This window comes from Streptomyces otsuchiensis, from assembly GCF_004305975.1.
GTDB classification, from domain to species: domain Bacteria; phylum Actinomycetota; class Actinomycetes; order Streptomycetales; family Streptomycetaceae; genus Streptomyces; species Streptomyces otsuchiensis.
Genome location: NZ_BHZI01000230.1, coordinates 1 through 9,246, shown reverse-complemented (window position 1 = coordinate 9,246; position 9,246 = coordinate 1). Strand labels below are relative to the sequence as shown.

Annotated in this window: 8 protein-coding genes and 1 pseudogene; 8 read left to right on the top strand and 1 reads right to left on the bottom strand. The window is 72.3% G+C overall.

Annotated features, from left to right (window positions below; genetic code table 11):
- The 8 genes and pseudogenes from fbiC to E0D90_RS19710 form a co-directional block, all read left to right on the top strand.
- A pseudogene (gene fbiC, locus E0D90_RS19745) lies at positions 1-816 on the top strand (7,8-didemethyl-8-hydroxy-5-deazariboflavin synthase); the annotation flags it as partial.
- Between the two features lie 247 nt (positions 817-1,063).
- Complete coding sequence (locus tag E0D90_RS19740) at positions 1,064-2,032, top strand: ABC transporter permease (RefSeq protein ID WP_103504293.1); 969 nt, start codon at positions 1,064-1,066, stop codon at positions 2,030-2,032.
- Between the two features lie 86 nt (positions 2,033-2,118).
- Entirely contained in the window at positions 2,119-2,913 is a 795-nt protein-coding gene (locus E0D90_RS19735; protein ID WP_130799470.1) for an ABC transporter ATP-binding protein, read from the top strand.
- Positions 2,910-3,752 carry an ABC transporter permease gene (locus tag E0D90_RS19730; protein WP_130799469.1) on the top strand — a complete coding sequence of 281 codons (843 nt, stop codon included), beginning with the start codon at positions 2,910-2,912 and terminating at the stop codon, positions 3,750-3,752. Before E0D90_RS19735 ends, E0D90_RS19730 begins: the two co-directional genes overlap by 4 nt.
- Positions 3,753-3,878: 126 nt before the next feature.
- Complete coding sequence (locus E0D90_RS19725) at positions 3,879-5,072, top strand: ABC transporter substrate-binding protein (RefSeq protein ID WP_130799468.1); 1,194 nt, start codon at positions 3,879-3,881, stop codon at positions 5,070-5,072.
- Positions 5,073-5,192: 120 nt separating this feature from the next.
- Positions 5,193-5,978: an IclR family transcriptional regulator gene (locus tag E0D90_RS19720; protein ID WP_103504297.1), complete on the top strand. Its 786-nt coding sequence runs from the start codon at positions 5,193-5,195 to the stop codon at positions 5,976-5,978.
- 158 nt (positions 5,979-6,136) lie between these two features.
- The gene (locus E0D90_RS19715; protein WP_130799467.1) at positions 6,137-7,624 is read left to right on the top strand and encodes an NAD-dependent succinate-semialdehyde dehydrogenase; all 1,488 of its coding nucleotides are present in this window, start codon (positions 6,137-6,139) and stop codon (positions 7,622-7,624) included.
- Positions 7,621-8,466 (top strand): nitrilase-related carbon-nitrogen hydrolase, encoded by an 846-nt coding sequence (locus tag E0D90_RS19710; protein ID WP_130799466.1) that lies wholly within the window; start codon positions 7,621-7,623, stop codon positions 8,464-8,466. The genes E0D90_RS19715 and E0D90_RS19710 overlap by 4 nt, the downstream gene beginning before the upstream one ends.
- Before the next feature lie 95 nt (positions 8,467-8,561).
- On the opposite strand, the gene E0D90_RS19705 is transcribed toward E0D90_RS19710, so the two are convergent.
- A partial coding sequence (locus E0D90_RS19705) for a hemerythrin domain-containing protein (protein WP_307721159.1) occupies positions 8,562-9,246 on the bottom strand: 685 nt, incomplete at its 5' end.

Genomic DNA, 9,246 nt, shown 5'->3' with positions numbered 1-9,246 from the left:
CCTCCATCGGTGAGAACGCGTGCAGATGGATGCCGGGCGCCCGGCATCCATCTGCACGCGTTCTCACCGATGGAGGTGATGAACGGCGCGACCCGGATGAACCTCTCCGTGGAGGAGTGGCTGACCGGGGCCCGGGAGGCGGGCGTGGACTCGCTGCCCGGCACCGCCGCCGAGATCCTCGACGACGAGGTGCGGTGGGTGCTCACCAAGGGCAAGCTGCCCACGGCGGCGTGGACCGAGGTGGTCACCACCGCCCACCGGCTGGGGATGCCGACCACCGCCACGATGATGTACGGCCATGTCGACCATCCCGCCCACTGGGTGGCCCACCTGCGGCTGATCGGACGGCTCCAGGAGGAGACCGGCGGCTTCACCGAGTTCGTGCTGCTGCCCTTCGTCCACACCAACTCCCCGGTCTACCTGGCCGGGATCGCCCGGCCGGGACCGACCGTCCGGGAGAACCGGGCGGTGCACGCGATGGCGCGCGTCCTGCTGCACGGCAGGATCGCGAACATCCAGACCAGCTGGGTCAAACTGGCGCCGGCCACCGTGACGGACATCCTGCGCGGCGGTGCCAACGACCTCGGCGGCACGCTCATGGAGGAGACCATCTCCAGGATGGCCGGCTCCGGTCAGGGCAGTGCCCGGAGCGTCTCGGAGCTGGAGGCGATGGCCGCAGCGGCCGGACGTCCGGCCCGGATGCGCACCACGACCTACGGCGCGGTACCCGCGGATCGGGAGGCGGTGGCACGGGCCCACGACGGGCTGCACCGACCCTCCGCCCGGCGGACGGCACCGGCCCCACAGGGCGCCTGACACACCGCCCGACGGCGCCCCGGAACACAAAGAAGGCCCCGTTCACCGACGAACGGGACCACCTCGATCACACGTTTCCAGATCTTAACAGAGCAGCTTCGGCCAAACCGTTGACGGTGGAACACGTGAAGCCTAGCGTGAACCACCAGTTCACTCAGTGATCCGATACGGGTCCGGTGGTGACGGCGGACGCGCGAAGCGGCCCCCGCCGACGAAGGCTTCCGAAGGATTCGGAGAGTGCCTGACCATGACTGTGACCAACATTCCCGCTACGCCGGGAGCCGCCGCGCCCCGCGACGGCGCCCGGCCCCCCGGGGGGAAGTCCGCCGCCGGCGGCCGGCCCTCCGGTGAACGGGCCCGGGCGGCCCGCGGCCGGCTGGCCAACGCCTTCGGGGTGGTGCTGGTCATCGCCCTGCTCGCCGGGATCTGGGAGGGCTACAAGGCCCTCGGCCAGGCGCTGGGGGACCGCATCCCCCTGATCGGCCTCGGTTTCCCGGTCTCGACCGACGACCTCTCGATGCCGCACCTGTCCTCGATCATCGGGGCGCTCGGTGAGCCCGCCAGCTCCGGTGACAGTGTCTCGCTGGGGATGTACCTGGTCGGCGAGACCACCGTGACCCTGCGGGAGGCGCTGTACGGACTGACCGCCGGCGCCCTGCTGGGGCTGGCACTCGCCGTGCTCTTCCTGCACGTCGCCCCGGTCAGCCGCGGCCTGATGCCGTGGCTGGTCGCCTCCCAGACGGTGCCGCTGGTCGCCATCGCCCCGATGATCGTCATCTGGGCGGGCAAGGCAGACGCGCCCGCCTGGATCGCCGTGGCCGCCATCGCCGCCTACCTGGCCTTCTTCCCGGTCACCATCAACACCCTGCGTGGCCTGAAATCGCCCCCTGCCACCCAGCTGGAGTTCATGCGCAGCGTCGGGGCCGGCCGCCGGCAGACACTGCTGTGGCTGCGGCTGCCCGCCGCGCTCCCGTTCCTCTTCGCCGGGCTGCGGCTTGCCGCCACCGCCAGCGTCGTCGGCGCCATCGTCGGCGAGCTGTCGGCGGGAACCGGACGGGGCATCGGCCGCTCCATCCTGACCTTCGCCTACTACTACTCCAACGGGCCCGAGAAGCTCTACGCCGCGGTGCTCATCGCCGCCCTCACCGGCATCGTCTTCGTCCAGGCGCTCGCCGTGGCCGAGCGCCTCGCCCTCCGCAACAGGCCGACCCGGTGAACGCGCCCCAGCGCCCTGACGGCGCCGGCCCCCGCGCCGCATTCCCGCAGACCACGTCCACTCCGCGACCCGACCGGGAGGCACCCATGGGTGAGCCCGCCATCATCTCCGTCCGCGACGTCCACAAGGTGTTCAACGGTCACACCGACCGCGCCGTGACCGCGTTGCAGGACATCAACCTGGACATCGGCCCCGGGGAGTTCGTCTCCCTCCTCGGCCCCAGCGGCTGCGGCAAGTCGACCCTGCTGCGGGTACTGGCGGACCTCACCTCCCCCTCCCAGGGCGAGGTCACCGTCAACGGCAAGACGCCGCGGGCCGCCCGTGCCGACCGTGACTACGGCATGGTCTTCCAGCAGGCCGGACTCTTCGACTGGCGCAGCGTCCAGCGCAACGTGGAGCTGCCGCTCCAGGTCGCCGGCGCCCCGAAGGACCAGCGGCGGGCCAAGGCGCTGGAGATGCTGGAGCTGGTGCGTCTCGGGGAGTTCGCGAAGCACTTCCCGTGGCAGCTCTCCGGCGGCATGCAGCAGCGCGTCGCCATCGCCCGCGCCCTCTCCGCCGACCCCTCCATCCTCTTCATGGACGAGCCGCTGGGCGCCCTGGACGAGATGAACCGCGAGCGCCTCCAGGGCGAACTGCTGCGCATCTGGACGGACGTGCGCACCACCGTCGTCTTCGTGACCCACTCCATCTCCGAGGCGGTCTTCCTCTCCTCGCGCGTGGTGGTCATGTCCGCGCGGCCCGGCCGGATCGCCGCCTCCATCGACGTGGACCTGCCCTACCCGCGGGTCGCCGAGACCCGCACGACCCCGGAGTTCTTCGCCAAGGTCAAGGAGGTCCGGCAGGTGCTGCACGCCGCCGAGAGCGAGCAGGCCCCGGCATGAGCGCCGCCACCGCCCCCGCACCCGCCGCCACCGGGCGCGGCGCCCGGCTCCTCGCGCTGCTGCCCGCCCGCTACCGCAAGCAGGCGCTGCCGGTCGCCGTCACCGCGCTGCTGCTGCTCGGCTCCTGGCAACTGGCCGTCGCCGTCTTCGACATCCCCAGCTTCGTCCTGCCGACACCCACCACGATCGTCACCGCGTTCTTCGACGACGTCGGCACCATCATGGCCGCGTTCCACGTCACCGTGACGGCGGTGCTGCTCGGGCTGCTGCTGGGAGCGGTCGCCGGAGTCGCCGTCTCGCTGCTGCTGAGCCGCTTCGCCTCGGTCTCCGCCCCCGTGCTCAGCGCGGCGGTGCTGCTCAACTGCGCGCCGATCGTGGCGCTGGCACCGATCTTCAACAACTGGTTCGGCGTCACCAACGTGATGTCCAAAGCCGGGGTGGCGGCCGTCATGGTCTTCTTCCCGGTGCTGGTCAACACCACCCGGGGACTGCTCCAGGTCACCCCGCTGCATCTGGAGATCATGGAGTCGCTGGCGGCCCGGCCGCGTCAGGTGGCCTTCGGCGTCCGCTTCCCCAACGCCCTGCCGTACGTGTTCAACGCACTGAAGCTGGGCTCGACCCTCGCCGTCATCGGCGTCATCGTCAGCGAGTACTTCGGCGGGCCCGCCCAGGCGCTGGGCGTCTACATCGCCAGCCAGGCGGCGCTGCCCCGGTTCGACTACGCCTGGGCCGGGATCTTCGTCTCCGGAGCGCTCGGACTGCTGATGTTCGGAGCCGTCACCCTCCTGGAACGGCTGCTGATGCCCTGGCACGCCTCCCTGCACGAGGAGTCCGACTGACTCCCTGACCGTGGCCGCCCGTCACCGCCCGGCCGGCCGCGAACCCTCGCACCCGCACCCGCACCGCCGCCAGCCGAGCACCGCCCCACACCCCGGTACCCCTCTCTTCCCTTCGTGGAGCACGACATGCGAGCAACCCACCGAACCGGCACCACCCTCGACTCCCTGGCCCGGCGCACCGGCACCCGCCTGGCGGCTGGCGCCGTCGTCGGCACCTTCCTGCTCGCCGGCTGCGGCGACATGTCCTCCGGCGGCGGCTCCGCCTCCGGATCCGGGTCGGCCGCCGACTCCGACCACTGCGAGTCCGTCACCGAGGTCCGCGTCGTCCTGCAGTGGGTCGCCCAGGCCCAGTTCGCCGGCTACTACGCCGCCCAGGACCAGGGCCTGTACGCCGAGCAGTGTCTGAAGGTGACGATCCAGGAGGGCGGAGTCAACATCGTCCCCCAGCAGGTCCTCTCCGCCGGCAACGCCGAGTTCGCCGTCACCCACGTCACCAAGACGATGGCCACCCGCGAACAGGGCGCCGACCTCGTCAACATCGGCCAGGTCTTCCAGCGCGGCGCCTACCTCCAGGTCGCCTGGGCGGACTCCGGCATCGAGACCCTGGCCGACCTCAAGGGCAAGCGGGTCGGCAGCTGGGGCTACGGCAACGAACTGGCCCTGTACGCCGCGATGAACGGCGCCGGGGTCAACCCAGCCAAGGACACCGAGATCATCCAGCAGCCCTTCGACATGTCGCTGCTGCTCAAGCGCGAGGTGGACGCCGCCCAGGCGAAGACCTACAACGAGTACGCGCAGCTGCTGGAGTCCACCAACCCCGAGACCGGCGAGCTGTACCAGCCGGAGGACTTCGTCGCCATCAACATCCAGGACGAGGGCTACGAGGTGCTGGAGGACGGCATCTACGCCCGCGGCGACTGGCTGGAGGACGAGGCCAACCAGGACATCGCGGTCCAGTTCCTCAAGGCCACCTACCAGGGCTGGGAACACTGCCGGGACGACCTGGAGGGCTGCGTCGACATCGTCCTCAAGAACGGCAGCGCCCTCGGGCGCGGCCACCAGACCTGGATGCTCAACGAGGTCAACAAGCTGATCTGGCCCTCGCCGGACGGCGTCGGCATGATGAACGCCGACGCCTGGGAGAAGACCATCGACATCTCCTACGACGGCGGTGTGCTGACCGAACGCCACGGCGAGGAGGCGTACCGCACCGACCTCTCCCAGCGCGCCAACGACGAACTGGCCGCCGAGGGCGACAGCGACCTCACCGGCGAATCGTTCGAGGCCGAGGACGTCACCGTCACCCCCGGGGGCAACTGACCCCACCCATCCACCCGTGGCCCGCGGCGGCCGGAAATCGCCGCGGGACACCGGCGGGGCGCCGTCCTGTCAGGATGGTCGGGCCCTACCCGGCCCGGAAGTCACACAGACGGAGGATTCATGGCAGCGAGCGAAGCCGGACTGGTCCGCAGGACGATCTGGCTGCTGCGGACAGTCGCGGCGCACCCCGAGGGCGTGGGCCTGAGCGAGGTCGCACGCGAGTCCGGTATCCCCAAGGCGACCTGCTACCGGGTGCTCACCGTCCTGGAACGCGAGAGCTGGCTGACACTGGACCCCGTCACCCGCCGCTACCGTGTCTCCCTCGGTCTGCTGTCGATCGTCGGCGGACTGCTGGACGGCGGCGGCGCCTACGGCCACATGCGGGACGTACTGCGTGACCTCGCCAAGGCCACGGGTGAGACAGCGGGCTTCGACGTCCTGCTGCCGCCCGGAGTCATGGTGGTCGCCCAGTCGGCCGGCCCCTCCCTCATCGGGCAGACCCTCAAGCCCGTGCCCCGTACCCAGCCCGTCTGGGCCACCTCCACCGGCAAGATCCTGCTGAGCGCCCTCGAACCCGAGCGCGCCCGCAAGGACTTCGCCGAGGAGTTCGAGAACAACGCCCCCGAGGCCATCGGCGGCTTCGACGCGTTCATGGCGTCGATGGAGGGCGTCCGGGAGACCGGTTACGCCGTCGCCTACGACGAACTGGAGGTCGGAGCGGCGTCGGTGGCCGCCCCGGTCCGGATCAACGAGTCGACCACCTACGCCGTCTGGATCGGCGGCCCCACCTACCGCCTCACCCGCCCGCGCATCACGGAGGTCGCCCAGCAGGTGACCACCGCCGCGCGGCAGCTCACCGAACTGCTGAGCGTCACCGGCCTGGAACTGCCCAGCGCCCTCACCTGACGGGGTCCGCCGGGGTTCCCGCCCGCCGGACGCGCGCCCACCCCGCGGCGCCCGCCGCCCGGCCGCGCCCGCCGCCCGGCCGCGGCCGGCCACGCGCCGGCCCGTGTCCGGGCCGGCGCACCGGCACCCCGGAACCGACACCACAGGAGGACCCGCAGATGTCCGCACCACTGGACCGCATCGCCGCCGCCACTCGAGCCGCCACCGCCCTGCCCGGCGGCCTGTTCATCGACGGCGAGTGGCGGGAGGCCACCGGCGGCGCCACCCTCCCCGTCGAGGACCCGGCCACCGGGACCGCGTTCGCCGAAGTCGCCGACGCCACCGAGGCCGACGCCCTCGACGCCCTGGACGCCGCCGCCCGGGCCCAGGCCGGCTGGGCCGCCACCGCCCCGCGCGAGCGCGGTGAACTGCTGCGCCGGGGCTACGAGGCGCTGCTCGCGCGCACCGACGAACTCGCCGCCGTCATGACGCTGGAGATGGGCAAGCCGTTCGCCGAGTCGCAGGCCGAGGTCCGCTACGCCGCCGAGTTCCTGCGCTGGTTCGCCGAGGAGGCCGTGCGGATCGACGGCGGCTACCTCACCGCTCCCGGCGGCGGCTCCCGGGTCGTGGTGATGCGCCAGCCGGTCGGCCCCTGCCTGCTGGTCACCCCGTGGAACTTCCCGATGGCGATGGGCACCCGCAAGATCGGCCCCGCGCTGGCCGCCGGGTGCACCGTCGTCGTCAAGCCCGCCCGGCAGACCCCGCTGTCCATGCTGGCTCTGGTGGAGATCCTGCGCGAGGCCGGTCTGCCGCGCGGTGTGGTCAACGTCTTCACCACCTCGCGGTCCGGCCCCGTCACCGAACGCCTGCTCTCCGACGACCGGTTGCGCAAGCTCTCCTTCACCGGCTCCACCGAGGTCGGCCGGCTGCTGCTGCGCCAGTCCGCCGCCCGGGTGCTGCGCACCTCCATGGAACTGGGCGGCAACGCGCCGTTCCTGGTCTTCGACGACGCCGACCTCGACGCCGCCGTCGAGGGCGCGGTCCAGGCGAAGATGCGCAACGTGGGCGAGGCGTGCACCGCCGCCAACCGCTTCTACGTCCAGCGGCCGGTCGCCGAGGAGTTCGGCCGTCGCCTGGCGGAACGGCTGGGCGAGCTGAGGGTCGGCCACGGACTCGACCCGGACGTCCGCGTCGGCCCGCTGATCGACGCCGCCGCCGTGAAGTCGGTCGACGCGCTGGTCCAGGACGCCGTCGCGCACGGTGCCACAGTGCTGACCGGCGGCGGCCCCCCGGACGCGGATGCCGGGCACTTCTACGCGCCGACCGTGCTCGCCGGCGTCCCGGCGGCGGCCCGCACCCTGCGCGAGGAGATCTTCGGCCCCGTCGCCCCGCTGGCCGTCTTCGACACCGAGGCGGAGGCGCTCACCCTCGCCAACGACTCCGAACACGGCCTGGCGGCCTACCTGTTCACTGAAGGGCTCGGCCGCGGGCTGCGCGTCGCCGAACGGCTGGAGGCGGGCATGGTCGGCCTCAACCAGGGCATCATCTCCAACCCCGCCGCGCCGTTCGGCGGTGTCAAGCAGTCCGGCCTCGGACGGGAGGGCGGCTTCCAGGGCATCGACGAGTACCTCGACGTCAAGTACCTCGCCGTGCGGGCCGACTCATGACCGCCTTCGTCCTGGCCGGCGCCCAGTACGCGCCCCGTATCGGCGAGGTGGCGGCCAACATCGACCTCTCCGAACACTGGATCCGGGAGGCCGCCGCGGCCGGGGCACGGCTGGTGGTGCTCCCCGAGGCGGCGTCCGCCGGCTACGTCTTCGACGACCGCGCCGAGGCCGAACGGTACGCGGAACCGTTCCCCGGCGGCTCCGTCCACCGCGCCTGGAGCGCGCTGGCCGCCGAACTCGGGCTGTGGATCGTCGGCGGTGTGACCGAACGCGCGGGGGAGCGGCTGTACAACTCCGCGGTGCTCGTCGGCCCCCACGGGCACGCCGGGACCTACCGCAAGGCCCATCTGTGGAACGACGAACAGCGGATCTACGACCGCCAGGACGACGGACTCCCCGTCTTCTCCACACCGCTCGGCGAGATCGCCGTCGGGATCTGCTACGACGCCTGGTTCCCCGAGACGTTCCGCAGCGCGGCGCTGGCCGGCGCCGACCTCCTCGCGCTGCCCGCCAACTGGGTCCCGGTGCCCGGGCAGCCGGACACCGTGCCGGTCATGGCCGACATGCTCTGCATGACCGGCGCGCACAGCAACCAGATGTACGTGGCCGGGATCAGCCGGACCGGCACCGAACGCGGCCAGGAGTTCATCGGACGCTCGCTGATCGCCGGACCGGAGGGCTGGCCGCTGGCCGGCCCCGCCGGACCGGTGGCCGACGAACTGCTGCTCGCCGAGGTCGACCTGATCGGCAGCCGCCCGGCCCGTCACCACAACCCGTTCAACCAGCCCCTGGCCGACCGGCGCACCGACCTCTACCGGTCGGGCCCCCTCGCCCGGCCCTGAACGGCTGCGCTTCCGGTGCCCGGCCCGCCGCCACGGGGGCCGGCCACCGGGGCGCCGGGGCGCGGCGTCACCGGGTCACGTCACCGGCTCACGTGTCAGCGGTGGGAGCCGAACGCCGCCTCCTGCTGCCGGTCCAGCCGGCCACGCATCAACCACGCCACCGGCGGCGCCGGCACACCCGAGCGCTCCGCGTCGGTCGCCACCGACGACAGCCACGGCGGCATGAACGACAGCGTCCACTTGCCCGCGGACTTCACCATCCCGCGCTCGAACCGCTTCCACAACCGCGCGTCCAGGGCCGGAGCCAGCCGCCCGATCAGCTCCCGCTCCTCGTCGGCGGTGTGCACACGCAGCAGGTCGTGCGTGGCGCGCGCCGCCTTCTCCAGGGCGTGGGCGCCGGACCCGTCGGGCGCCAGGTTCCCGATGGCGGTGGACAGCTCCGCCATCCGCTCCTCCAGCGCGTGGTGCTCCTCCTCCAGCAGTTCCAGCGCCGCCGGTTCCGCGCCCCGCTCCTTGAGGACCGGCCACAGGATGTCGTCCTCGCCCTGGTGGTGGTGCTCGATCAGCTCGGTGATCCGGGCGGCGTACGCCTTGAGGTGCCGGGTGCGTTCCGCGTCCGGGCGCTCGGCGAGCCCGGCGGCGGTGCGGGCGATGCGGTCGAGATCGGTCAGCATCGCACGGTGCGCCAGGATCATCGTCTGGTGCGCTTTCGGCAGGCTGCTGGTGGCGGGGGTCATGGGGTTGCCTCCGGGGTCGGTGGGGCGGGTGCGGTGCGATGAG

Excerpts from the sequence above, each read along its gene's own strand:
- E0D90_RS19715 (WP_130799467.1), top strand. The coding sequence starts at position 6,137 with ATGTCCGCACCACTGGACCGCATCGCCGCCGCCACTCGAGCCGCCACC.
- E0D90_RS19725 (WP_130799468.1), top strand. The coding sequence starts at position 3,879 with ATGCGAGCAACCCACCGAACCGGCACCACCCTCGACTCCCTGGCCCGG.
- E0D90_RS19735 (WP_130799470.1), top strand. The coding sequence starts at position 2,119 with ATGGGTGAGCCCGCCATCATCTCCGTCCGCGACGTCCACAAGGTGTTC.
- E0D90_RS19710 (WP_130799466.1), top strand. The coding sequence starts at position 7,621 with ATGACCGCCTTCGTCCTGGCCGGCGCCCAGTACGCGCCCCGTATCGGC.
- E0D90_RS19730 (WP_130799469.1), top strand. The coding sequence starts at position 2,910 with ATGAGCGCCGCCACCGCCCCCGCACCCGCCGCCACCGGGCGCGGCGCC.
- E0D90_RS19720 (WP_103504297.1), top strand. The coding sequence starts at position 5,193 with ATGGCAGCGAGCGAAGCCGGACTGGTCCGCAGGACGATCTGGCTGCTG.
- E0D90_RS19740 (WP_103504293.1), top strand. The coding sequence starts at position 1,064 with ATGACTGTGACCAACATTCCCGCTACGCCGGGAGCCGCCGCGCCCCGC.